The organism is Irregularibacter muris, from assembly GCF_024622505.1.
GTDB classification, from domain to species: domain Bacteria; phylum Bacillota; class Clostridia; order Eubacteriales; family Garciellaceae; genus Irregularibacter; species Irregularibacter muris.
The window spans coordinates 273937-299289 of sequence record NZ_JANKAS010000002.1 but is presented as its reverse complement, the minus strand read 5'-3'; the positions used below and the strand labels follow the sequence as shown (position 1 = coordinate 299289).

Sequence of the window (25353 nt, the reverse complement as noted above, 5' to 3'; positions counted from 1 at the left end):
AAGGATGGGGGTATATCGATGTTTAAAAGAATAGTTACAGCAATTTTAGGAATCCCCTTACTAATACTTGTTATATTACTAGGAAATCTACCATTATTGGTGGGCACAATTATTTTAACATCTATAGGTCTTTGGGAATTGTATAAAGCTATGGAAAGCCAAGATATAAAGATAAATATTATCATTGAGATAATATTCAATATAGGCTTACTCATTCTTATGTCAAGCTTTCCAAAATATATTATTCCATACCTGGTTTTTCTATTTATCTTTCATTTAGTGTATCAATTATTTACGAAAGAACCCTCTTTTAAGATGGCGTTATTGAGTTTCGGTGGAATATTTTATATTAGTTTTTTATTTGGACATATTTTACTTTTTTCAAATATTCCCTATGGGAAATATTTGATTTGGTTAGTATTTCTTATTGCTTTTTCAACCGATACGTTTGCATATTTTACAGGAATATTTTTGGGTAAAAACAAATTATGCCCCTCCATCAGTCCTAAAAAAACAATAGAAGGAGCCATAGGAGGAATAATAGGGAGCTTATTCGTGAGCCTATTATTTGGATTATATATTTTAAAAGCCTATGATATTTCAATGTCCTTGGTACATTTTGTAGTCTTAGGAGGAATTACCAGTGTCATCTCTCAACTTGGTGATTTAACAGCTTCCTCTATTAAAAGAACTTATGGCATTAAGGATTTTGGAAATATTTTTCCTGGACATGGAGGCGTATTAGATAGATTTGATAGCATACTTTTCACTGCACCTGTCGTATATTATTATATAAGCATTTTTATATTATAATATGGGTGAGTGAATTGAAAAAAGAAATAAAAAGAAATGGGTATTTTATCATTAGTTTAGGTATTGTAATATTAACTACAATATTTTTTTCCGTGTTAGGACCTTTTGTATTAGGGATATTTATTGCCATACTAATAGAGCCTATAGTAAAATTTATGGAAAAAACATTTTATATGAAAAGAAATATAGGCACCTTAATTAGTATGGTATTTATTTTATTTTTAATTGCAACCACAATATTTTTGATTCTAGGAATAATTTTAAATGAATTAGGCATAATGCTTAATCAATGGTCAAGGATTTATACATTTATTAATAAAATCATGCTATACCTTCATAAATGGTTGAGTACAATGGGGATTATAAAACAATGGGAAGCAAATTTTGAAAATATAGCTTATAATAGCATACTAACTATAACAAAAAACCTAGATACCATTAGACAGGGATTTATTAATGCTTTTGAAAACTTTTCTTCAAGTATTTTATTTTGTATTATTAGCATGATCAGTGCTTATTTTATTTCAAAGGATAAAAAATATTTCTTAAAAATATTAAAGAAAATACTTCCCTCTTCCCTCTATATATCTACTAAAGAATATATTATTGACCTTTTATCTCTTGGGAAAAAGATGATATTCATATATATACAAATTATTTTGGTAACCACTATACAAATAATATTAGGGCTATATATACTAGGAATACCCTTTCCTTTTTCAATTGGGATATTAGCAGGCATAGCGGATATTTTGCCTATAATCGGTCCAGGTATTGTCTTTTTACCAGGAATTCTTTATTGTCTTATTATAAAAAATTATTATTTAAGCTTGGGTTTATTAATATTGTTTATTATCATTAATATAAATCGGCAAATATTGCAAATGAAATTAGTGAATAAAGAGTTTGAAATCCATTCTCTTTTTATTATATTTGCTATTTATGTAGGATATAAATTAATAGGGATTGCAGGAATATTCATCGGTCCTATTATTTTAGTTATGTTAAAAAACTTCATATATCATTATAATAAGCGCAAAATCTAGGATAAGAATAGAGAAAATACTATACCCGATTTATCGATTACAAAAGAAAAATTTAAAATAGATAGGACTTGTGGCTTGAAAAGAGATTTTTGGGGTAAAATATGGTAGATATCAATAAAGAAAATACTCTTATTTAGAGAAAAATAATATAAATTCTAGAAATAGACCTAATCAATATTAAGGACGGTGATGGAGTGAGTACAATAATTTTTTCTTTAATTATATTTGGTATTCTCGTTATATTTCATGAATTTGGTCACTATAGTGTGGCGAAGTTGATTGGAGTAAAAGTGGAAGAGTTTGCCGTAGGTATGGGGCCAAAGATTTTTGGATTTAAAAAAGGGGAAACAGTATATAGTTTAAGGGCATTGCCTCTAGGTGGTTTTTGCAAGATGCTAGGAGAGGATGAAGATTCTCATGATGTAAAAAGTCTTAGTAATCAAAGCAAGTTAGGAAGAGCGGCTGTATTTGCAGCAGGTTCTTTTATGAATATCATTTTAGCAATTATCTTGCTCACCATAGTTTTCTATTCAGTAGGTACCCCTACTACGACCATTAAAGAAGTGGATAAAGAATATCCGGCTTATGAAGCTGGGCTAAGACCCGGAGATCAAATCGTTGAGATAAATGGTCAGTCTATCAAAAATTATACACAGATTGAGAATATTATAACCACGAATAAAGATGGACAGTTAAATGTTATTGTGAATAGAAACAGTACCCTTGAAGAGCTAAATATTCATCCTAAATTTGACAAGGATTTAGCAAGATATAGAATTGGGATTGTCCCCCGTTCAGAAAGTTCCATAATGAATGCAGTTACTTCATCAATACATCAAATAATTTTTCTTACTGGGACAATGTTGAACTATCTAGGACAGCTGATTATAGGAAAGGGTGATACAAGTGGTTTAGTCGGTCCAGTTGGTGTTGTGGCTATTGTTAATGAAGCAGCTAAGAGTGGTTTATTACCTGTAATTCATTTGGCAGCCATGATCAGTTTAAACTTAGCCGTGTTTAATTTGCTGCCAATTCCAGCCTTAGATGGTAGCCGATTATTTTTTCTTGCTATTGAGGGTATAAGGGGCAAACCTGTAAAGCCAGAAAAAGAGGGAATGTTTCATTTTGTAGGATTTGTACTATTAATGATACTAGCTGTATTTATTGGATATAGAGATATTACAAGATTTACCAACCTTTTTTAGAAAAACCGTAGAAATATTCGTAGCCTAAACACAAGAAAGCTTTCCAGAATGTGATAAAAAATCTCAGAATAAAAAACGAAAAAAATATAGAATAACGGAGGAAACCCATGAAGATTGCAGCCATTATACCTGCTTTCAATGAAGAAAGTAGAATAGAAAACGTATTAAATGCGGTGAAAAAAGTTGAAATAATCGATGAGATCATTGTAGTGGACGATGGTTCTGAAGATAATACCTATCATGTTGCTGTTAAAAATGGCATTAAGGCAATCCGTTTGGAAAAAAACCAAGGCAAAGGTGGAGCGATTATGAAAGGGGTTCATAGCACCGATGCAGATACTTTAGTTCTACTTGACGCCGACTTGATAGGATTGACTCCTGAACATATTACTGATCTTATTGAACCTATTCTTGGTACCGATGTTCAAATGACCTATGGACTATTTTCTGATGGTAGGTTAGCTACCGACTTTGCTCAGAAAGTAGCACCATTTTTAACTGGGCAAAGAGTAGTGAAAAGAGAAATTTTTCAACAACTGGCACATTTGGAGATATCACGTTTTGGTATGGAAGTTGCTTTAACAAGATATGTCAGAAAAAACAATATTCCCTCCGTAGGGGTGCCAATGGCAAATATGACCCATGTTATGAAAGAAGAAAAACTAGGCTTGTTTAAGGGTTTTTCAGCAAGATTAAAAATGTATTGGGAAATTATTAAAATTATTAAAATCTCATAATTTATGGAGTGATATCATTGGAGTTATCTAATTTGGAGATGTTTAAGAGATTATTATTGGCCCTGCTTTTAAGTGGTCTTATTGGCTATGAAAGAGAGTATACCAATAAACCCGCGGGTTTTAGAACTCACATTTTAGTTTGCACAGGAGCTACTATAGTCATGATGATATCCATTAGAATGTACGAATTATATCAGCTATCACCGAGGTTAGATCCAACACGTTTAGGAGCACAGGTTATTAGCGGAATTGGTTTCTTAGGAGTTGGAACCATTATTAGAGAAGGAGATAGTGTAAAGGGTTTAACAACAGCCGCTAGTATCTGGACAATCGGGTGTATAGGATTATCCATTGGTGCAGGGCTATATATTTTAAGTTTACTTTCTACATTTTTTGTATTTCTAGCTCTAGTCGTATTTAATAAGGCTGAATTACTCTATATTTCAAAAAAACGCTTTCAGCATGTGGTGGTAATTACTGTAAATGAATCTGGGCAACTACAAAAAATTAGTGATAAGATAAACTCCCTAAATATAAAGGTAAATAATATTGAGATGATTACATCAGAGAAAGACAACATTAAGTTCGACTTTTTATTAAAGTTACCCTCTTCTGTTAGCGGAGAAGAATTCGTACAGGAAATTTCAGCTTTAGAGGAGGTTCTTTCTGTTAAGTTGCTGTATTAACAAGGAGGAAAATATATTGCATTCAATAGAGAAAAAAAACAAATTTTTCGATAAAATAATTCAGAACAATCAATTTACATTTCTAAATAATTGTCAAATAAAAAAAGTAAAAGTAAACAAGGACCTGAATAGCTGGGAAATAATTTTAGAAGGTCCTTTTAAGATTGAAAATATTTTAATTAAAGAATTAGAAAATTATTGTTTAACTTACTATCCTTTTGTAAAGGATATTCATATTACCTATAGAGAAATTACCTCCTTGTCTGCGGAGGATAGAAAGTATAATTCCATACAAGACTGGTATACAGAAGGTAGGAAGGAATTATTTTTATGGGTAAAAAAAGATTACCCCTCCATTATATCTTCCATTCCCCTTGAAGATTGGAAGATAGATAATAATATTCTTATAATAAAGGCAGATTCTCAAATTGCATTAGAATCAATTCATAATAGAAACATACCTGCATTTATTCGGGAAAAACTATCAAAAAAAGTCATCCAACCTTTTAAAGTGGAATTCATCATCAGACAGGATAATGTAGACAAGGGTGAATTTCACAATTTAAAGGAAAAAGAGCTTAGGAAGATTATTGAAAAGACTGTAGTTCAGCAAGATGATAGCATAGTTAAAACAGCGAATAATGAAAATCATAGGCAAGAAAAAAGCTTTACCCGTCGTGTAATTAAAGGGAAAAACATTACTGGCATTCCTACTCATATAGAGAAAGTTAGCTTAGAGTCAGGAACCATAATTATTCAGGGTCATGTATTTGATTTGGAATGTCGATTGTTCAACAATAATAAAGGAATTATAACTTTTAATATAACAGATTATTCTAATTCCATTACCGTCAAAGCCTTTGATAAAAAAGATGCATTAGAGTCGATGCAGGAGGACTTAACTGAAAACCCTTATGTGAGAGTAAAAGGGGAGGTGCAATTTGACAAATATAGTAGAGAGATAGTGGTAATGGCCAAAGATGTCCAACTCTATAATCATCAGGAAAAAATAGATACCTGTGAGGAAAAAAGAGTTGAGTTGCATGTTCATTCACAGTTTAGTGCCATGGATGGTATTTCTAATATTAAAAGTATTATAGAGCAAGCAGCGAGATGGGGACATCAGGCCATAGCAGTAACAGATCATGGAGTACTACAAGCTTATCCAGATGCGATGAATGCGGGTAAAAAGAATAATATTAAAGTGATCTATGGGGTAGAAGGTTACTTGGTTGATGATGATGACGCCGTAGTGTGGGGGGAAAATCAGGGGGAGCTAGATCAAACCTTTATCGTCTTTGACATTGAAACCACAGGATTATCACCAGATAAAAATCAAATTACTGAAATCGGTGCTGTAAAAATAAAAAATCAACAGGTGATTGATAGATTTAGTACATTAATAAATCCTGAATGTCCAATTCCACTAAAAATCACAGAATTAACAGGTATAACAGATGAGATGGTTGAAAACCAACCAAAAATCAGTGAAGTATTGCCTACCTTTTTAGAGTTCTGTGACGATGCAGTACTCGTTGCACATAATGCTAAATTCGATATATCCTTTATAAAAAACAAAGCCTTTGAAATGGGAAGACAAGTTAACAATACCATATTGGATACTCTTGCTCTAGCAAGAATGAGTTTACCTCAACTTAAAAGACATCGTCTAAATAATCTAGCAAAATATTTTGACGTTAAACTTCTTAATCATCATAGAGCTGTTGATGATGCCGAAGCAACGGCTGAAATATTTATGAATTTAATCAATATGGCTAAAGACAAGGGAGCAAATAAACTAAAGGATTTAAATTTTATCTTTACCGATAAGAACGCTATTAAAAAAATGGATACTTTTCACGTGATTATCTTAGTAAAAAATCAAATTGGCTTGAAAAATTTATATAAGATTGTGTCAATGTCTCATATAGATTATTTTTACAGAAGACCACGCATACCTAAAAGTCTCCTAACAGAGTTAGGAGAGGGACTGATTATCGGTACCGCATGTGAAGCAGGAGAATTGTATCGAGCTTTATTGAGAAAAGCTGAAGAAAGTGAATTGAAGAAACTTATATCCTTTTACGATTACTTGGAAATACAGCCTATTGAGAATAATAAGTTCTTAATAGAAAAGGGAATTGTTGAAAATAGTGATGGACTAAAGGAAATTAATAAAAAAATAGTAGAATTGGGAGAGAAATATAATAAACCTGTAGTAGCTACTTGCGATGTTCATTTTCTACAGGAGCACGATAAAATCTTTAGAGAAATATTAATGACTGGGCAAGGGTTTAGTGACGCCAACAACCAACCTCCACTTTACCTTCGCACCACCGATGAAATGTTAATGGAATTTGAATACTTAGGAGAGAAAAAATGTCAGGAAGTTGTTATTAAAAATACAAATTTGATTGCAGAACAAATTGAAGAGATTCTTCCTATACCACAGGAAACTTTCCCTCCTAAGATAGATGGAGCGGAAGATGATATATATAATATGACTATGACAACAGCCCATAAAATATATGGAGAAGACTTACCAGAGGTTGTACAAAAACGATTAGATAAAGAGTTGAATTCTATTATTAGCAATGGATATGCCGTTTTATATTTAATTGCTCACAAATTGGTTGCAAAATCTCTACAGGATGGTTATCTTGTAGGTTCAAGGGGTTCGGTGGGTTCATCTCTTGTAGCTACGTTTACGGACATTACCGAGGTAAATCCTCTGCCCCCGCATTATATATGTCCTAAATGTAAGCATTCACAGTTTTTTGATAGCAATGTTGTAGGGGTGGGGCCAGATTTACCAGATGCAAATTGTCCTGTATGCAATAGTCCATATAAAAAAGATGGATTTGATATACCCTTTGAGGTTTTTCTAGGATTTGAAGGGGATAAGGAACCCGATATCGATTTAAATTTCTCTGGAGAATACCAACCTGTTGCCCATAGATATACAGAGGAATTATTCGGAAAAGGTCAAGTATTTAGAGCAGGGACAATTGGGACCATTGCGGACAAAACGGCATACGGCTTTGTAAAGAACTATGTAGATGAGAAAGAGAAGGTTCTTCATAATGCGGAGATGAACCGCCTTGTAAGAGGTTGCACGGGAATAAAAAGATCAACAGGGCAGCACCCTGGGGGGATTATGGTAGTCCCTGCTGACAAAGAAATATATGACTTTTCCCCTATTCAGAGACCAGCCGATGATCAAGAAACTGATATTATTACCACACATTTTGACTATCATTCTTTAAGTGGCCGTCTATTAAAATTAGATATATTGGGTCATGATGATCCGACTGTTATACGTATGTTAGAGGATTTAACAGGGATGGACGCTACAAAAATCCCTTTGGATGATGAGAAAACCATGAGCATTTTTACCAGTCCAGAGGCATTGAATGTGAGTAATGAAGATATCGGCAGTACAGTAGGTACATTTGGGATTCCAGAATTTGGTACGCGGTTTGTAAGACAGATGTTGGAGGACACCAAACCGACAGCCTTTGCTGATCTTATTCGTATTTCAGGTTTATCCCATGGTACAGATGTCTGGCTGAATAATGCTCAAGAACTTGTAAGAAATAATACATGCTCCATTAAAGAGGTTATTTCTACTAGAGATGATATTATGGTGTATTTAATTTATAAGGGTTTAAAGCCCAAATATGCTTTTAAGATTATGGAAAGTGTTAGAAAAGGTAGAGGATTAGGGGAAGAAGATCAAGCAGAAATGGAAAAGAACGGAGTCCCTCAATGGTATATTGAATCTTGTAAAAAAATCAAATATATGTTCCCAAAGGCCCATGCTTCAGCCTATGTTATGATGGCATTTAGAATCGCATATTTTAAAGTTCATTTTCCCCTTGCTTTTTATGCTACCTATTTTTCAGTAAGGGCAGATGATTTTGATGCCGATTTAATTATAAAGGGAAGGGATACCATCAACGAAAAAATTAAAGAACTAGAAGGCAAGGGAAATGCTTTGACTGTTAAAGAAAGAGGCCTATTAACTGTTTTAGAGATTGCTCTAGAGATGTATTGTAGAGGTTTTAAAGTGTTGCCTGTTGATTTATATAAATCCCATGCAGACAAGTTTATCCTTCATGATGATGCATTATTAGCCCCTTTTAATTCATTACAGGGCTTAGGAATAAAAGCTGCCTATAGTATTATGCAATCAAGAGAAGAAGGGAAATTTATTTCTAAAGAAGATCTTAGGGAAAGAAGTAGAATTAGTAAAACAGTGATTGAAATATTGGATCAGCATGGTTCATTAGAAGGATTGCCTGATAGTAATCAACTCTCATTATTCTAAGAAAAGTTGAGTAAAAGGGTGAAAAAGTCAACACCTTGCGCCGTAAGGAAATAAGTGTTATAATTATTCTAAATACTGAATAAAACACTGGCAAAAGAGTGGGGAAAACCCGCTCTTTCCTTTTGTAGGCCTTTATATACATAAGTAGAACAAAAAAAGCAACAATAACTATATAAGACCAAAGGAGGAGAAATATGTCTAAAAGAAAAGTTGAAGATATTGTAGAAGAATTAGCACATCCTATGCTTAGCGATTATAAATTCGAATTGGTAGATATTGAATTTAAAAAAGAAGGACCTAGCTGGTATTTACGTCTATACATTGATAAACCTGGAGGAATTTCCATAGATGACTGTCAATTGGTTAGCGAACAGCTTAGCGATCTATTAGATGAAACAGATCCCATTGAGCAGAGTTATTATTTAGAAGTTTCATCCCCAGGTATTGATCGTCCACTAAAAAAGCCCGAAGATTACGAGAAATTTAAAAATCATAAAATAGAAATTAAGCTTTATGCACCTTTTAAGGGCAACAAGAAATTTGTTGGTACCTTAATAGGACTAGAAAACAATCATATAATTTTAGATACTGAAAATCAGGGCCAATATGAGATACCATTAGAAACAGCCTCATCGGTGCGCTTATATGTTGAATTTTAATATATTGGAGGGTGAAAAATGAATATTGAGTTTATAGAGGCATTGGATCAAATTGAAAAAGAAAAAGGGATTAATAAAGAAGTATTGTTAGATGCCATCGAAGCGGCGATTACATCGGCTTATAAAAGAAATTTTGGTTCAGCTCAAAATATCAAAATAACCATTGATCGACAATCGGGGGAAGTGAAAGTATTTTCTTTGAAAAATGTAGTGGACGTGGTTGAATCCGAACTGTTAGAAATAAGTTTGAAAGAGGCAAGAGCTATTGAGCCCAACTATGAAGTAGGAGACGTAGTAGAAGAACTAGTAAAGCCCAAAAACTTTGGTAGAATTGCCGCCCAGACTGCAAAGCAAGTAGTTGTTCAAAGAATAAGAGAGGCAGAGAGGGGAATTATTTATGATTTATATTATAATAGAGAAGATGAAATTATAACAGGAATGGTTCAACGAAAAGAAAGAAATAATGTATTTATTGACTTGGGAAGAACAGAAGCTGTTTTAAGTCCAAGCGAACAAATGCTGGGAGAAAGTTATAACCATGGAGATAGGATTAAACTGTATATCGTAGAGGTTAAAAAAACAACAAAGGGTCCACAAATATTGGTATCAAGAACACATCCTGGACTAGTAAAACGATTGTTTGAATTAGAAGTACCTGAGATATATGATGGGGTTGTGGAAATTCGATCTATTTCAAGGGAAGCGGGATCAAGAACAAAAATGGCAGTATACTCTTCTAATGAGAATGTAGACGCTGTAGGAGCTTGTGTAGGACATAAAGGCTCTAGAGTACAACAGATTGTAGATGAACTAAAGGGTGAAAAAATAGATATTATTAAGTGGAGTGAGGATTCTAAAGAATATATTGCTAGTGCATTGAGTCCTGCAAAAGTTTTATCAGTAGAGGTTTGCGAAGAGGAAAAATCGGCAAAGGTCATAGTGGATGACTATCAATTATCTCTAGCAATAGGGAAAGAAGGCCAAAATGCACGTTTGGCTGCTAAATTGACTGGATGGAAAATTGATATAAAAAGCAAATCAGCAATGGATGAGGACACCAATAAGGAGAGTAATTTATCCTAAAATATGAGAGGAGGAAAAGTGTTGAAAAGAAAGATTCCTCAAAGAATATGTATCGGATGTCAAGAAGCAAAAGATAAAAAACAATTAATACGGATAGTAAGAAATAAAGAAGGAGAAGTTTTTTATGACTCCACAGGTAAGGCTAATGGTAGGGGTGCGTATATTTGCAAAAATATTGATTGTTTTGACGCTGCTATAAAAAACAAGAAAATAGAGAAAGCTTTTAATAAAGGGATAGACGAAACTATAAAAAATAGATTAAGAGATGAGATATTTAATGAATAGGCAAAAGATTTATTCTTTTTTAGGATTATGTCAAAGAGCCGGGAAAGTTGTTTCAGGAGAGGTCGGCGTGAGTACTAATCTGAAAAAAAGGAAATTAAAATTAGTGATTATAGCTGAGGATGCGTCGGAAAATACAAAGAAAACTTATATTAATGAGTCTAAAAAATATAACGTATCTTTAATCATTCTAGGGGATAAAGTTAGCCTTGGAAATGCGATAGGAAAGGAATATAGATCTATCGTTGGAATTAAAGACAAAAATATGGCAGAAAATCTTATGAGGATTTATAGTAACAAATAATTTAGGGGGTGAAGCTCGTGGCAAAAATTCGAGTTTACGAGTTAGCAAAAAAATTGAATATAAGTAGTAAGGAATTGATAGCACAGTTAGAGGATTTAGATATTCGTGTGGTAAACCATATGAGTACTTTAGAAGCAGAACAAGCAAGTCTAATTATGGATTTACTAAAAGATGAAACCTTGGATATAGACAAGGAGAAACATGAAGTGAATAATATCAATAATGATTTGGAGGATACAAATATAAAATCTACTGAGAAAAGAAAAAACCAGAAAAATATTTCGAGGAACAAAAGCCATCATTCCCCGAAAGAAGAACAAAATAAGAAGACACAGAAACCTGAGCATCATGAGGAAAATATTGTGGAGAAGAGTGCAGGACACAGCAGCAAAAAAGAAATAGAATTGTTATCCTCTATACAAGTGGGCGTTTTAGCTGAAAAACTTTCTAAGTCTTCCAGTGAAGTCATTAAAAAGCTGATGCTTTTAGGGATAATGGCAACTATTAATCAGGAAATTGATTTTGATACTGCGAGTATGGTTGCTGAAGAATTTGGATATGCTGTAGTAGAAGCAAAAGAAGAAAGTATAGAGGAAAAGTTGAATATAGATGAAAAGGATGAACCAAAGGATTTAGTCAAACGTCCTCCTGTTATTACAGTTATGGGGCATGTTGATCATGGGAAAACCTCTTTGCTAGATGCTATACGAAAAACTAAGGTTACTGAAAGAGAAGCAGGCGGGATTACACAACATATAGGTGCCTATACAGTTAAGGTGGACGGTGAAACCATAACCTTTTTAGATACTCCGGGCCATGAGGCTTTTACAGCTATGCGTTCTAGAGGGGCTAGTATAACGGATATAGCTATTTTAGTTGTAGCTGCCGATGATGGAGTAATGCCACAAACAATAGAGGCTATAAACCATGCTAAAGCGGCTAATGTTCCGATTATTGTTGCCATTAATAAAATTGATAAACCTGCCGCTAATCCCGATAGAGTAAAACAGGAGTTAACAGAACATGGTTTATTAGTAGAGGAATGGGGCGGAGATATTATATCTGTAGCAGTGTCTGCCCATACCGGTGAAGGTTTAGATCAATTGTTAGAAATGATACTATTAGTTGCTGAAATGCAGGAATTAAAGGCAAACCCTAATCGTAGAGCTAAAGGTTCTATTGTGGAGGCTCAACTTGATAAGGGGCGGGGAACAGTAGCAACCCTATTAATAGAAACAGGCACAATACACGTCGGAGACTCAGTTGTAGCTGGTGTATCTCACGGTAAGGTAAGAGCGATGGTAGATGATAAGGGCAAGAGAGTTAAAGAGGCAGGACCCTCTATGCCTGTAGAGATAATTGGTCTATCTGAGGTTCCCTCAGCAGGTGATACTTTTTATGTTGTAGAAGATGACAAAATCTCTCGACAAATTGCAGAGACGAAAAAAGAAGAAATAAGAGAGCAACATATACATCAAACCCAAAGACTATCCTTAGAAGATTTATTTAATCAAATACAACAAGGTACAGTAAAAGAAATTAATATTATTATTAAGGCTGATGTTCAGGGATCTATAGAGGCTTTAAAACAGTCCTTAGTAAGACTTAGCGATGATGAAGTAAAGGTTAATGTCATTCATACAGGAGTAGGGGCAATTTCCGAGACAGATGTAATGCTAGCCTCTGCCTCTAATGCTATTATTATTGGATTTAATGTTAGACCTGATAATAATGCCCGTAGCATTGCCGAAAAAGAAAAAGTTGATATACGTTTATATCGAGTTATATACAATGCAATTGAAGATATCCAAGATGCAATGAAGGGAATGCTAGACCCTGAATATAAAGAAGTAATCATGGGAAGAGCAGAAATACGACAAACTTTTAAAGTCCCCAATATAGGTACTATTGCAGGCTGTCATGTTATTGATGGGAAAATAAATCGTAACAATGAAGTAAGAATTATTAGAGACGGAATTGTTGTACATGAAGGCGGTATTTCATCTTTAAAGAGATTTAAGGATGACGTGCGTGAAGTTGCATCAGGTTATGAGTGCGGAATTGGCATAGAAAAATATAATGATTTAAAAGAGAATGATATCATAGAGGCCTTTACCATGGAGGAAATACCTAGATAGTTATAAATTAAAGAGGGTGAGAATATTGTCCCATAGAATTAACAGAATTAATGAAGAAATGAAAAAAGCATTAAGCACGTTAATTAAGAATCAAATAAAGGATCCGCGAATATCAGAGCTTTTAAGTATAACTCAAGTAGATGTTACAAATGACTTAAGATATGCAAAAGTTTTTATCAGTGTTTATGATGATAAGGAAAAGCAAAAGGATACCTTGAAAGGCTTAGAAAGTGCAGCGGGACTTTTAAGGCGAGAAGTAGGTAAAAAAATCCGTTTAAGATATACACCAGAGTTGTTATTTGAAATTGATCATTCCATAGAATATGGAATGCATATTGAAAGTATTCTAAAAAATATTAATGAATCAGAGGATTAATATGTTTAAGGAAATAACAAACACAATAAAAAAATATAATTCTTTTATCATTACATCTCATGTATCACCTGATGGAGATGCACTTGGTTCTTCCATAGCTTTGGGATTGGCGCTGAAAAAGCTTGGAAAAAAAGTGATTTATAACATAGATCCTTCCTTAGGGGATAAATTATCCTTCTTGACGGACATAACTCAATTATCCCCTAATAAAAATATAAATAAATATGATGTAGCCATTTGCTTAGATTGTAGTGATATTAATCACTTATATGATTCTAATTCTATAAAACATGGTGAGCAAATTATAAATATTGATCATCACATCAATAATCATCGTTATGGTTCTATTAATTTTATTGATTCAAAGGCCGGGGCTACAGGAGAAATCATATATGACTTGATTAAGCAATTGGGAGTTGATGTAGACAAGGATATGGCCATTGCTTTATATACTGCAATAGTAACGGATACAGGTGGGTTTAAATATAGCAACACTACTTCTAGAACGCATCTTATCACAAGTGAATTACTAAAACTCCCCATAAGCCCATGGAAAATCAATAAAAAATTATTTGATGAGCACAGCAAGTCTAAGATTTTTTTAATTGGAAAAGCAATGAATAGCCTTAGGCTATACTTTAACGGCAAATTAGCTTTAATCCAAATAGATTTAAATGACCTAGAAGAAGTAGGGGCTACCCCAGGAGACATTGAGGGAATTATTAATTACGGCAGAGATATTATAGGTGTTGAGGTGGCAGTACTAATCAAGGAAAATAAGCCTGGTGAATATAAAGTAGGTTTTCGTTCCAACGAATACATTGATGTAGGAGAGATTGCCTTGAGTTTAGGTGGAGGCGGTCATATTAGAGCTTCAGGATGTACGATGCGAGGGAATATCGATGATATTATAGAACAGCTTAAAGAGATAATATCAAAAAAACTATAATATGGTGATAATAATGGATGGAATATTGAATATACTAAAGCCCCCAGGAATGACATCCCATGATATTATAAACTGGGCTAGAAGAAATTTTAAAGAAAAAAAGGCAGGCCATACAGGAACATTAGATCCAGGTGCAGCGGGAGTATTACCCGTTTATTTAGGTAAAGCTACAAAAGTGATACCTTATATTAATGATGAAAAAAAAACCTACAGAGCCAAAATTGTTTTTGGTGCTACAACGGATACCCAGGACAGTTTTGGACAAGTGTTAAGCAACGTTACTCCAGATTTTGGTCTTTCTCACTTTAAGGAAGTATTGGACAGCTTTACTGGTGAAATTCTACAGAAACCCTCAATATATTCGGCTATTAAAGTAAAAGGGAAAAAGTTATATGATTATGCTCGTCAAGGGAAAGAAGTAGATATCCCCGTAAGAAAGATATTCATCAATGAAATAAAAATCTTGCATCACAATATCCCACAATATGCTTTTATAGAAGTAACGTGTTCCAAGGGCACCTATATTCGTAGCCTGTGTGCAGATATAGGGGAAACTTTAGGTTGTGGTGCATATATGGGTTTTTTATTGAGAACTGCTTCAGGTAAGTTCAATATATTTTCTTCCCATACTCTAGAGGAGCTAGAAGAAAGTAATCAAAAAGGACAGTTGGAGAAAATGTTACTTCCACTGGAATTCTCATTAGATGAATATCAAAAAATTCATATTAAAAATAGTGCAAGCAATTCCCTGAAAAATGGAAATTCAATTTATCCTCAAGGGATTGAAGAGGATTTATCTCCATATAAAACTGACCAATTTATATTAGCCTATTTAAATAATCATTTAGCAGCAATTGGAAATATTAAATATGAAGAAGCAAGAAATAGATATTATTTTAAACCTATACGTGTGTTGTAGTAAGGAGAGAATGTAATGGAACTAATAGAACAGATTGGGGATATTCAAAATCAAATACAACCATCAGTTGTTGCCCTGGGATATTTTGATGGTATACATTTAGGACATCAAGAGCTAATTATGGCTGCAAAAAAAATTGCGGTAGAAAAAAAAATCAAAAGTGTAGTTTTTACCTTTCAATCCCATCCACTATCTATTCTTTCTCCTTCCAGCGCTCCAAACTTATTAACTTCTAATAGTAAAAAAATAGAGATCATTGAATCTATGGGCATTGACTATATGATTTTTCCCAAATTTACGTCGGATATTATGCGCACTACACCCGAGGACTTTGTGAAAGATATTTTAGTGGATAAATTTAATACTCGACAGGTTATTGTCGGTTTTAATCATAGATTTGGATATAAAGGACAAGGTACTCCAGAACTTTTAATGAGTTTAGGTGAAAAGTTTGGATTTGAGGTGACCATAATTAAACCGGTACAAATAAGCGGGAAAGTAATAAGCAGTACATTAATACGGGAATTAATTCAAAGTGGTCAGGTAGAAGAGGTAATAAAATATTTAGGTCATCATTATTCTATTGAAGGAAAAGTTGTCCATGGGAAAGGGCTTGGGAAAAAACTATTTGTTCCAACGGCAAATATTAATGTACAGTATAATGTCCTTCTCCCCAAATTAGGGGTATATCATACAATGGTTAACTACGATAATACTTTACATCATGCAGTTACTAGTGTTGGTTTCAATCCAACTTTTGAAGAACATCCCTTATCCATTGAAACTTATATCCTAGATTTTGATGATAATTTATATGATAAAACAATTGAGGTATTTTTCATAGAGAGAATACGGGATGAAATGAAGTTTATGTCTTTAGAGGACTTAGTTCATCAAATAAAAACAGATATTGACTTTGTAAGACATAAAATTAAAAATTAGCTGTATTTACAAATATAAGACAGTATGATAAAATGATTTTTGACGAAACTTGATCCATTTGCACGGATTATCGAGTCTCCGACGATATTCTGGGCTAATGGGGATATACCAAAAGGAGGTGACATTTTATGACAATGTCTAATGAGCAAAAACAAAGCATTATTGACCAGTATAAATTACATGAGTCTGATACTGGTTCACCAGAGGTTCAAATTGCAATGTTAACAAAGAGAATTAATGATTTGACAGAACATTTAAAAACCCACAAAAAAGATCATCATTCTAGAAGAGGATTATTGAAAATGGTTGGGCAACGAAGAGGTTTGTTAAATTACTTAATGGACAAAGATATTGAAAGATATAGGGCTATTATTGCTAAACTAAACCTACGTAAATAATAATAGGCGGTAAAAGCCGCCTATTATTTTATTATGAAAAGAATGAATGCACAAGAATAGGATACAATAAACTTAGAAGGGAGGAATTAATGTTTATGGAGAAACAGATATTTAAAACCATTTCCGCTGGACGAGAATTAAAAATAGAAACTGGACAACTAGCACAGCTTGCCAATGGTTCAGTCTTAGTCAGTTACGGTCATACAACAGTTTTAGTTACTGCAACCGCGTCTAAAGCACCTAGAGAAGGAATTGACTTTTTTCCTTTAAGCTGTGATTATGAAGAAAGATTATATGCCGTAGGTAAAATTCCAGGTGGTTTCATTAAGCGGGAAGGGAGACCAACTGAAAAAGCTGTCTTATCCTCCAGATTAATGGATAGACCTTTAAGACCTTTGTTCCCCAAAGGTTTTAGGAATGATGTACAGGTAATTGCTACAGTCCTTTCAGTGGATCAGGATAACTTACCAGAAATTGTAGCTATGATAGGATCATCCGTTGCTTTATCTATTTCTGATATCCCTTTTCATGGACCTACGGGTTCAGTATCTATGGGATTGGTAGAAGGTGAGTTGGTTGTAAATCCCACTAGTGCTCAGAGAGAGATTAGTGAATTGAATTTGGTTGTATCAGGTACTAAAGAAGCGATTATGATGGTAGAAGCTGGGGCCAATGAAGTCACAGAAGAGGTCATGTTGACAGCTATATTAACTGCCCATGAGGAAATTAAAAAAATAATTGAATTTCAAGAAGAAATTATTAAGGCAGTGGGTAAGGAAAAAATTGAAATTGAGTTATTTAAACCAAATGCAGTAATCGAAGCTGAAATTAAAGAGTTTGCTAGTGAAAAATTAAAAAATGCTATACAAACCAAGGAAAAACAGGAAAGAGAAGAAAATATTGATAAGGTAAAACAACTTATTTTAGAAACCTTTATAGAAAAATATCCTGAAGACCAACGAACAATAGATGAAGTTATCAATAGCATGGTGAAAGAAGAAGTTAGAAAAATGATAACAATAGATGGTATTCGTCCCGACAATCGTAAAACAGATGAAATAAGGCCAATATCTTCATCCGTTGGATTGTTAAATCGAACTCATGGTTCTGGATTATTTACTAGGGGACAAACCCAGGTATTATCTGTTGTAACTTTAGGAGCCTTGGGGGATGTTCAAATCCTCGATGGACTATCAGAAGAAGAATCAAAGAGATATATGCATCATTACAATTTCCCCCCCTATAGTGTGGGAGAAACAAGATTTTTACGGGGACCTGGTAGGAGAGAAATAGGTCATGGCGCACTTGCGGAAAGAGCACTAGAGCCTATGATTCCTTCAGAAGAAGAATTTCCCTATACCATGCGAGTAGTATCCGAAGTTTTAAGTTCCAATGGTTCTTCATCTCAAGCCAGTGTATGTGGTAGCACATTAGCTTTGTTGGATGCTGGAGTACCTTTGAAGGCACCGGTTGCAGGGGTTGCTATGGGACTTATAAAAGAAAAGGATAATGTTGCAATCCTAACAGATATCCAAGGCATGGAAGACTTTTTAGGAGATATGGATTTTAAAGTCGCCGGCACTGCAAAAGGCATTACTGCTATTCAAATGGATATAAAGATAGAAGGTATTGATAAACCTATTTTAGAAAGAGCCCTTGAGCAAGCTAAAAAAGGTAGAATGTTTATTTTAAATAAAATGTTAGAAGTAATCAAAGAACCCAGACGTGAATTATCTCCCTATGCACCACGTATTATTACTATGAAAATTGATCCTGACAAAATACGGGATGTAATAGGACCCGGTGGAAAAGTGATTAATAAAATAATCGCTGAAACTGATGTGAAAATCGATATTGAGGACGATGGTAAGATCTTTATTGCAGCCCAAAATGTTGATGCGGCACATAAGGCTAAGGAGATTATACTGGATCTTGTTAGGGAAATTGAAATAGGTGAAGTTTACCTAGGCAAAGTAGCAAGGATTTTAAATTTTGGTGCATTTGTAGAGTTACCAGGTGGAAAAGAAGGATTAGTTCACATTTCAAAACTAGCCCATGAGAGAGTAGAAAAAGTAGAAGATGTGGTAAGTATCGGAGATGAAATATTAGTAAAAGTCGTAGAGATTGACAAACAGGGAAGAATTAATCTTTCAAGAAAAGCTACTCTTCCTAAAGAAAATAAAAATGAAACAAAGGACAAGGATGCATAGAAAGCATAAACCAAAATGGTTTATGTTTTTTATTTCATCAAATCGGGCATAACTCTTCCTCTTAAAAAATAATTATCTAATATAAATGATTATTTTTAGGAGGGTTATTATGAAAATGTACTTTATCCCGTTTAATAAGAAACTATTTATAATCATCGGTATTATAATAGTAGCAATTTTAATTATTTCTGCAACTCTTTTATCACCTCAATCTATAAGTATTTTTAATCCTAAACCTATTTATGAGGTGGAAACAGGAAGAGATGAAATTGCCTTGACCTGTAATGTAGTATGGGGAACGGAGTTTATTCCACCAATGCTGGATATTCTTAAAAATGAAAATGTAAAGATGACTTTTTATATTGGGGGTAAATGGGCAGAGGACAATCCTGAACTTTTAAAAAGAATATTTTCTGAAGGACATGAAATTGGTAATCATGGTTATGATCATAAAAAACATACTCAGTTAAATGATACAGATAATACCAATGAAATAGTAAATGCTGAGGAGGCAATCTATGAAGTTCTTGGCTTTAAGACTAATCTTTTTGCTCCACCCTATGGGGATATTAATGAAAAAACCACCGAAATTGCAGAAAAACTTGGTTACAAGGTAATCATGTGGAGTATTGATACAATAGATTGGAAATACAAGGATCCTAAGGTTATATATGATAGAGTGTTTAAGCAAAAGTTGGAGGGAGGAATTGTATTAACCCATCCCACTGATGGAACTGTGAAAGCTTTACCCTCCATCATAAAAACCATTAAGGAAAAAAATGTTGACCTAGTGACTGTTTCAGAGCTTATAAAGGAATAAAAGAAAATGAAAAATGAATAGAAACTTAAATATGATAATATGTAGTAAATAAACGAATTTAAGATAAAAGGGGTTATTGCTTTGGAAAAATGTAAAATTAAAATTATTAATCAATCAAAATACAGCTTACCGCAATACCAAACCCAAGGTTCAGCTGGTATGGACTTATATGCAGATATTAATAAGAATATATTATTAAAACCGGGAGAAAGAGTACTTATTCCCACGGGGATATTCATTTCAATGCCTATAGGATATGAAGCACAAATAAGAGCGCGTAGTGGACTATCAATTAAACATGGCATAACATTGATCAATGGTATAGGAACAATTGATTCAGATTATAGGGGTGAAATTAAGATAATTGTAATAAATTTAGGCCAAGAAGATTATGTTTTTCAACCAGGGGAAAGAATTGCACAAATGGTGATCAAAAAATACATTATGGCAGAATGGGAATTAGTAGATCATTTAGACCAAACACCAAGAGGAGTAGGTGGTTTTGGTCATTCGGGAAAATAAAGGATAGGACAGTTTGTCATTATCCATTGGGAGGTGTATCTATGCGCTGGCAAGATATGAAAAATAAAGAAATCATCAATATTACCACTGGAGAGAGACTAGGGATTTTTGGTGATTGTGATATCGAATTTGATATTAATGATGGTAGAATAAAATCAATCTTAATTCCTGAAAGTAAGGGGTATTTTTCCTTTGCATCAGATAAAAAGATGTATAGTCTGCCCTGGGGAAAAATAAAAAAAATAGGACCAGATATGATACTCATAGAAGAGTAGATTCTCTAATATATTTGTATTATCATACAAATATGGTTTGGAGGATTTATAATCATGAGGATTATTATTCAAAAGTTTGGTGGTACTTCCATTGGTACAAAACATTTAAGAGAGCAAATTGTAAAAAAAGTCATAAATGCTAAACAACAAAACACTTCCCCTATAGTGGTGGTATCAGCCATGGGCAGGAAGGGTGATCCTTACTCAACAGATACATTGATTCAACTCTTAGATTCCCAAAAATCAGTTTCAAGTAGGGATTTAGATTTAATGATGTCCTGTGGGGAAATCATATCTTCTGTAATTGTAGCAGCCAATCTTAGTCATAACGGGTGTGATGCTATCCCTTTAACAGGGGGGCAGGCAGGTATAATTACCAACAATCAGTTTGGTAAGGCTAAAATTACAGAGGTAGATACAAACAATTTATTGGATATCTTAAAAAAAGATATTGTACCCGTAGTTGCTGGTTTTCAGGGTATAACTAAAGAAGGATATATAACTACACTGGGAAGAGGTGGTAGTGATATAACGGCTTCTATACTGGGTAAGGCATTACAAGCAGAGTGTGTTGAGATTTATACCGATGTAGACGGTATAATGACTGCTGATCCCAGATTAGTTCCCAATGCACAAGTACTTTCTACCGTGGGCTATGATGAAGTATTTCAATTAGCAGAATCTGGCGCCAAAGTAATTCATCCCAAAGCAGTAGAAATTTCTATGAGATGTGACATTCCTATATATATTAGAAATACTAAGAACAACTCTCCGGGAACTTTAATTAGTCATTATAATAAAATACATAAAGATGAAGAGTCTCTTAATGTAGTTACTGGAATTGCTCATATTTATCAAAAAGCTCAGGTGAAAATTCCAATGACTCAGAAATTGCTAAAAAGCAATTTTGATTCTATTCTTTTTTCTGAAATTGCGAATAACAATATTAGTATAGACTTAATGAATATCTTTCCAGAAGAGAAAGTTTTTATCATTGATGACAGGGATATTTATATTTTTGGAAAGTTAATGGAGAAACTACAATGTTCCTACACTATAATTAAAAACTGTTGTAAGCTTACCCTAATAGGGAATGAGATGAGGGGAGTGCCTGGAATAATGGCAAGAATTATTACAGTGCTTTCTAAAAAAAATATTCAGGTATTACAAACCTCTGATTCCCACACGACCATATCCTGCTTGATAAAAGAGGAGGATGTACCGATAGCTATAAAGGCATTGCATGCAGAATTTGATTTAGGATAATTGATAACAAAGTACACATGTATTTAGCAGGAAAATGGATTTACATAATTATAATTATGTAAATCCATTTTCCTGCTAATGATTATTTTATATTTTTATGTATAGTTACATATTAATTAATGAATTACAAATAATAGGACTATACTAAAAATAAATGAGGTGTACTAGTGATGAAGGAAAAAATAAAGGAAGATATAAATAACAATAAAGAAGAAAGTTCTAATAAAAGTGACCAAACAATTGAATCTATTGAAAAATTAGGCCAATTAAACATACCAACTTTTAAATCTAATATACAGAATATAGTGATTATAGGACAAATTGAGGGGCATATGGTTTCTCCACCACAAAATAAAACTACAAAATATGAACATATTATTCCTCAACTTTTAGGTATTGATGAAAATCCTGATATTGATGGGTTATTACTTTTACTCAATACCATGGGGGGAGATGTAGAGGCAGGATTAGCTATTTCTGAACTTATTTCAAGTCTTTCAAAACCCAGTGTATCCATTGTGCTAGGTGGAGGACACAGCATTGGAGTACCTTTATCTGTATCCACAGATTATTCATTTATTGTACCGACGGCTACAATGACTATTCACCCAATAAGAATGTCAGGATTAGTTATTGGAGTCCCTCAAACCTTTGCCTACTTTAATAAAATGCAAGAGAGGGTAGTAAAGTTTATAGCAAGAAATTCTAGCATGACAGAGGAGAAATTTAGAAACTTAATGCTCAATACAGGCGAATTAGCCAACGATATAGGAACAATTCTAATTGGTAAAGAGGCTGTTCAGTATGGACTCATTGATGAAGTTGGTGGACTGGCTCAGGCTAGAGAAAAATTACAAGAATTAATTAGGCTAAATAAAAAGGATTAAAAATTATTGATGAAATATTTAAAATTATGATATAATGATTGAGGTTTTAAGGAAGAAGATATTTTAGAGCTCGTATGAAATAAGAAGGTTGGTCTTGCTTTTCAGGGCCAAACTTTCCTATTTCATCACAGGGCAATAGCCATTGTAAAAGCCAAATTTTATTGAAGCACAGATTATCTGTGCTTTTATTATTTAAAGTGTTATCATATAATTAATAAGAGGCTGTAGGCAATTTGTAGAATTTTTTCTCGGGGTGATATAAATGGCAACTAAAAAAAGGAAAAAGAAAAAAAATAAGAACAATATCTTAAAACATGAAATAATAGGTTTAATAAATCTTGCCATGGGAATATACGGTACTTATGCGGTATTTATACAAAATCCAGGGAGAGTTGGAATGTCCTTAAAGTTTATTTTAGGATTTATTTTAGGAAAAGGAAGTATACTTTTTACTCTTGTACTTACTTTTATCTCCTTATCCCTTGTCATAAAGTGTAGACCCTTTAAATGGAGTAGCAAGTTGAGCGGTATAGTCATAATTATTATTAATTATTGTATCTTGCAATATATTTTTATAGTGGAAAATTTAGTCTCCAGCCCTTTGAATTTAGATGTAATCAAAATTTCGTGGAATAATGCACCTTACATAACTAGAGGCGGTATTATTGGATTATTTTTTGCCTCTACATTAGATTCCTTGTTTTCTACAGTAGGATCATTAATTATTATCCTCCTTGGTTTCGCAATTTCTTTCATACTCCTTACCCAAAAATCCTTTATGGGATATACTAAAAAAGTTATAGAAACTATTCATCAGTGGATAAAGACGGTAATAGACAGTATCTTAAATTTCATAAAAAAACCTAAGGATGAGCCAGTTAAAGTTATAGATTCCACGCCAAAATCTGGTGATGTTGAAAATAAAATTCAACAATTAGATAAAAAAATAAAAATTCTTGACTACACCCAGGAAGGGGATAGAAATAACCCATTAGAAGAGGACATGCAAGGAATGAAAGAAGTTGCACTTACAGAAAAAGAGGAAGAGGTTAATAAAATTTCTTCCCTTAATTATATTCATTCTGAATATAAAATCCCATCTATCAACTTACTCAATAATCCTGCTGGGGAAAAAGTATCAAATGATAAACGACAAGTAATTAATAATGCTAGAGTATTAGAGAAAACACTGATGGATTTTGGGGTAAAGGCAAAAGTAGTTCAGGTAAATATGGGCCCAACCATTACCCGGTATGAATTGCAACCTAGCCCTGGGGTAAAAGTAAGTAAAATTATCAATTTAACCGATGACATCGCTTTAAATTTAGCAGCCTCAGGGGTTAGAATTGAGGCTCCAATACCAGGCAAAGCTGCTATCGGCATAGAGGTACCTAATCCCAATACATCTACAGTATTTATTAGAGAATTAATAGAATCAGATCAATTTGAGAGTTTTTCTTCTGAGTTAGCTTTTGCAGTAGGTAAGGATATTGCGGGGCAAGTTCTTGTTACAGATTTGTCTAAAATGCCTCATATGCTTATAGCCGGAGCCACTGGGTCAGGAAAAAGTGTATGTATAAATAGTTTAATTACCAGTATTTTATATAAATCTACCCCAGACCAAGTAAGACTTATTTTAATTGATCCTAAGGTTGTGGAGTTAAGTGTATATAATGGAATTCCCCATCTTTTAATTCCAGTAGTGACAGACCCTAAAAAAGCTGCTGGTGCATTAAATTGGGCAATTCAAGAAATGACTGATCGATATAAAAAATTTGCAGAATGTGGAGTACGAGATCTGGGTGGTTATAATGAGATGTTCAAAAATGACCTTAATAAAAAAATGCCTAAAATTTTAGTTATTATAGATGAATTAGCAGATTTAATGATGGTTTCCCCCCATGAAGTAGAAGATGCCATATGCAGACTAGCACAAATGGCAAGAGCAGCAGGCATTCATTTAGTCGTTGCAACACAACGACCCTCGGTAGATGTTATTACAGGAGTTATTAAGGCCAATATACCTTCTAGAGTGGCCTTTGCCGTCTCTTCTCAAATGGATTCGAGAACAATATTAGATATGGGAGGCGCAGAAAAACTTTTAGGAAAAGGGGATATGCTGTTTTATCCTGTAGGGACAGCCAAACCAATGAGAATTCAAGGTGCTTTTATTTCGGATAAAGAGGTGGAACAAATTGTAGAATATATTAAGAGTCAAAATGAGGTAGAATATAATCATGAAATCATAGAGGAAATACAGTCTAAAAATAGTATAGATACAAATTCTGAGGACGATGAATTATTACCACAAGCTATAGAATTAGCCATAGAAAATCAACAAATATCTATATCTATGTTGCAGAGACGATTAAGAATCGGCTATGCACGGGCTGCAAGAATCATTGACGAGATGGAGGAAAGAAATATTATAGGAGGATATGAGGGCAGCAAGCCTAGAAAGGTGTTAATGCAAAAGGAAGAAACACAAGGATAAAAATTTTAAAAA

23 protein-coding genes are annotated in these 25353 nt (G+C 33.6%); all 23 read left to right on the top strand.

Annotation, left to right across the window (positions count from 1 at the left end; translation table 11 throughout):
- Window positions 1-18: 18 nt before the first annotated feature.
- Entirely contained in the window at window positions 19-813 is a 795-nt protein-coding gene (locus tag NSA47_RS03835) for a phosphatidate cytidylyltransferase (RefSeq protein WP_257529571.1), read from the top strand.
- A gap of 14 nt (window positions 814-827) precedes the next feature.
- Complete coding sequence (locus NSA47_RS03830; protein ID WP_257529570.1) at window positions 828-1859, top strand: AI-2E family transporter; 1032 nt, start codon at window positions 828-830, stop codon at window positions 1857-1859.
- Between the two features lie 194 nt (window positions 1860-2053).
- Window positions 2054-3064, top strand: coding sequence for an RIP metalloprotease RseP (gene rseP / locus NSA47_RS03825; RefSeq protein ID WP_257529569.1), 1011 nt, complete (start codon window positions 2054-2056; stop codon window positions 3062-3064).
- Between the two features lie 107 nt (window positions 3065-3171).
- Complete coding sequence (locus NSA47_RS03820; protein WP_257529568.1) at window positions 3172-3801, top strand: glycosyltransferase family 2 protein; 630 nt, start codon at window positions 3172-3174, stop codon at window positions 3799-3801.
- A gap of 17 nt (window positions 3802-3818) precedes the next feature.
- Entirely contained in the window at window positions 3819-4487 is a 669-nt protein-coding gene (locus tag NSA47_RS03815; RefSeq protein ID WP_257529567.1) for an MgtC/SapB family protein, read from the top strand.
- Window positions 4488-4503: 16 nt separating this feature from the next.
- Window positions 4504-8817: a PolC-type DNA polymerase III gene (locus NSA47_RS03810; RefSeq protein ID WP_257529566.1), complete on the top strand. Its 4314-nt coding sequence runs from the start codon at window positions 4504-4506 to the stop codon at window positions 8815-8817.
- A 194-nt stretch (window positions 8818-9011) separates the two neighbouring features.
- Complete coding sequence (rimP, locus tag NSA47_RS03805) at window positions 9012-9476, top strand: ribosome maturation factor RimP (RefSeq protein ID WP_257529565.1); 465 nt, start codon at window positions 9012-9014, stop codon at window positions 9474-9476.
- Between the two features lie 18 nt (window positions 9477-9494).
- A complete protein-coding gene (gene nusA, locus NSA47_RS03800; protein WP_257529564.1) occupies window positions 9495-10559 on the top strand; it encodes a transcription termination factor NusA in 1065 nt (354 codons plus the stop codon).
- An 18-nt stretch (window positions 10560-10577) separates the two neighbouring features.
- On the top strand, window positions 10578-10844 hold the full coding sequence (gene rnpM / locus NSA47_RS03795) for an RNase P modulator RnpM (protein ID WP_257529695.1): 267 nt from the start codon (window positions 10578-10580) through the stop codon (window positions 10842-10844).
- Entirely contained in the window at window positions 10825-11145 is a 321-nt protein-coding gene (locus tag NSA47_RS03790; RefSeq protein WP_306811091.1) for a L7Ae/L30e/S12e/Gadd45 family ribosomal protein, read from the top strand. Before rnpM ends, NSA47_RS03790 begins: the two co-directional genes overlap by 20 nt.
- A 17-nt stretch (window positions 11146-11162) precedes the next feature.
- Entirely contained in the window at window positions 11163-13283 is a 2121-nt protein-coding gene (infB, locus tag NSA47_RS03785; protein ID WP_257529562.1) for a translation initiation factor IF-2, read from the top strand.
- Between the two features lie 22 nt (window positions 13284-13305).
- A complete protein-coding gene (rbfA, locus tag NSA47_RS03780) occupies window positions 13306-13659 on the top strand; it encodes a 30S ribosome-binding factor RbfA (RefSeq protein ID WP_257529694.1) in 354 nt (117 codons plus the stop codon).
- 1 nt (window position 13660) lies between these two features.
- Complete coding sequence (locus NSA47_RS03775) at window positions 13661-14608, top strand: DHH family phosphoesterase (RefSeq protein ID WP_257529561.1); 948 nt, start codon at window positions 13661-13663, stop codon at window positions 14606-14608.
- A 1-nt stretch (window position 14609) separates the two neighbouring features.
- Window positions 14610-15527, top strand: a complete 918-nt coding sequence (gene truB / locus NSA47_RS03770; RefSeq protein WP_257529560.1) for a tRNA pseudouridine(55) synthase TruB — start codon at window positions 14610-14612, stop codon at window positions 15525-15527.
- A 15-nt stretch (window positions 15528-15542) separates the two neighbouring features.
- Window positions 15543-16469: a bifunctional riboflavin kinase/FAD synthetase gene (locus NSA47_RS03765; RefSeq protein WP_257529559.1), complete on the top strand. Its 927-nt coding sequence runs from the start codon at window positions 15543-15545 to the stop codon at window positions 16467-16469.
- A gap of 128 nt (window positions 16470-16597) precedes the next feature.
- The gene (gene rpsO / locus NSA47_RS03760; protein ID WP_506323671.1) at window positions 16598-16867 is read left to right on the top strand and encodes a 30S ribosomal protein S15; all 270 of its coding nucleotides are present in this window, start codon (window positions 16598-16600) and stop codon (window positions 16865-16867) included.
- Between the two features lie 95 nt (window positions 16868-16962).
- Window positions 16963-19077 (top strand): polyribonucleotide nucleotidyltransferase, encoded by a 2115-nt coding sequence (locus NSA47_RS03755; RefSeq protein ID WP_257529558.1) that lies wholly within the window; start codon window positions 16963-16965, stop codon window positions 19075-19077.
- A 109-nt stretch (window positions 19078-19186) separates the two neighbouring features.
- On the top strand, window positions 19187-19897 hold the full coding sequence (locus NSA47_RS03750) for a polysaccharide deacetylase family protein (protein ID WP_257529557.1): 711 nt from the start codon (window positions 19187-19189) through the stop codon (window positions 19895-19897).
- A gap of 81 nt (window positions 19898-19978) precedes the next feature.
- Window positions 19979-20419, top strand: coding sequence for a dUTP diphosphatase (dut, locus tag NSA47_RS03745; protein WP_257529556.1), 441 nt, complete (start codon window positions 19979-19981; stop codon window positions 20417-20419).
- Window positions 20420-20460: 41 nt separating this feature from the next.
- Window positions 20461-20694 (top strand): YlmC/YmxH family sporulation protein, encoded by a 234-nt coding sequence (locus NSA47_RS03740; protein ID WP_257529555.1) that lies wholly within the window; start codon window positions 20461-20463, stop codon window positions 20692-20694.
- A 54-nt stretch (window positions 20695-20748) separates the two neighbouring features.
- On the top strand, window positions 20749-21960 hold the full coding sequence (dapG, locus tag NSA47_RS03735) for an aspartate kinase (RefSeq protein ID WP_257529554.1): 1212 nt from the start codon (window positions 20749-20751) through the stop codon (window positions 21958-21960).
- 170 nt (window positions 21961-22130) lie between these two features.
- Window positions 22131-22847: a ClpP family protease gene (locus NSA47_RS03730; RefSeq protein ID WP_257529553.1), complete on the top strand. Its 717-nt coding sequence runs from the start codon at window positions 22131-22133 to the stop codon at window positions 22845-22847.
- Between the two features lie 262 nt (window positions 22848-23109).
- A complete protein-coding gene (locus tag NSA47_RS03725) occupies window positions 23110-25341 on the top strand; it encodes an FtsK/SpoIIIE family DNA translocase (protein WP_257529552.1) in 2232 nt (743 codons plus the stop codon).
- Window positions 25342-25353 lie beyond the last annotated feature (12 nt).